This window comes from Spirosoma harenae (assembly GCF_054776975.1).
Map to the genome: position 1 here is coordinate 1 of NZ_BAAHBD010000052.1, position 562 is coordinate 562.

General features: G+C 48.2%; 1 protein-coding gene. It reads left to right on the forward strand.

From position 1 onward, the window contains the following. Positions 1-562, forward strand: a 562-nt coding sequence (locus ACYVE4_RS31750) for a hypothetical protein (protein WP_461044449.1), incomplete at both ends; no start/stop codon positions are given.

A 562-nucleotide genomic window follows, 5' to 3' on the forward strand; every position in this document is an offset into this window, starting at 1 on the left:
GTTTGGCGAGTAATCCACCTACAGACCTTCAGAGCAGGTTAAAGGCGATTGCCAGTCTGGCTCCAGGCCAGTTTCCCTTTACGTTGTTTCCCATCCGGAATCAGAGATTTTGGGAAGATGATTTCGATGAGGCTAAACTGGCCGGTTTCGCCCGCCAGGATTATGTGAATGCTTGGGAGAAACAGGAGAATGGAAGCTATAATTTCTCGGTGGATCTTCCAGGCACGCCTAAGTTCGGCTATCCCATTTGTCCTCAGTTTTATCTGTCGTGGGTGCTGGAGCGGATTATGAAATTAGCGGGCTTCCGTATCGAATCGGAGTGGCTGGCCAGCGCCGAAATTCAGAAATTGACTATTAAGAACCTGACAGCTATGAATTTACAATTGCCCGTCGGGGGTTTCATCAATGGTCATCAACTCACAGCCGGTATGTTTCTACCGGATATGAGCGTTAGTGATTTTCTAAAGGCCATTAAAGGTCGGTTTGGTCTAGCTTTTACCTACAATGCCAACAGCCGGGTATGTTACATTACTCAGTTTACGGCAGCCATTGCGGCTGGACC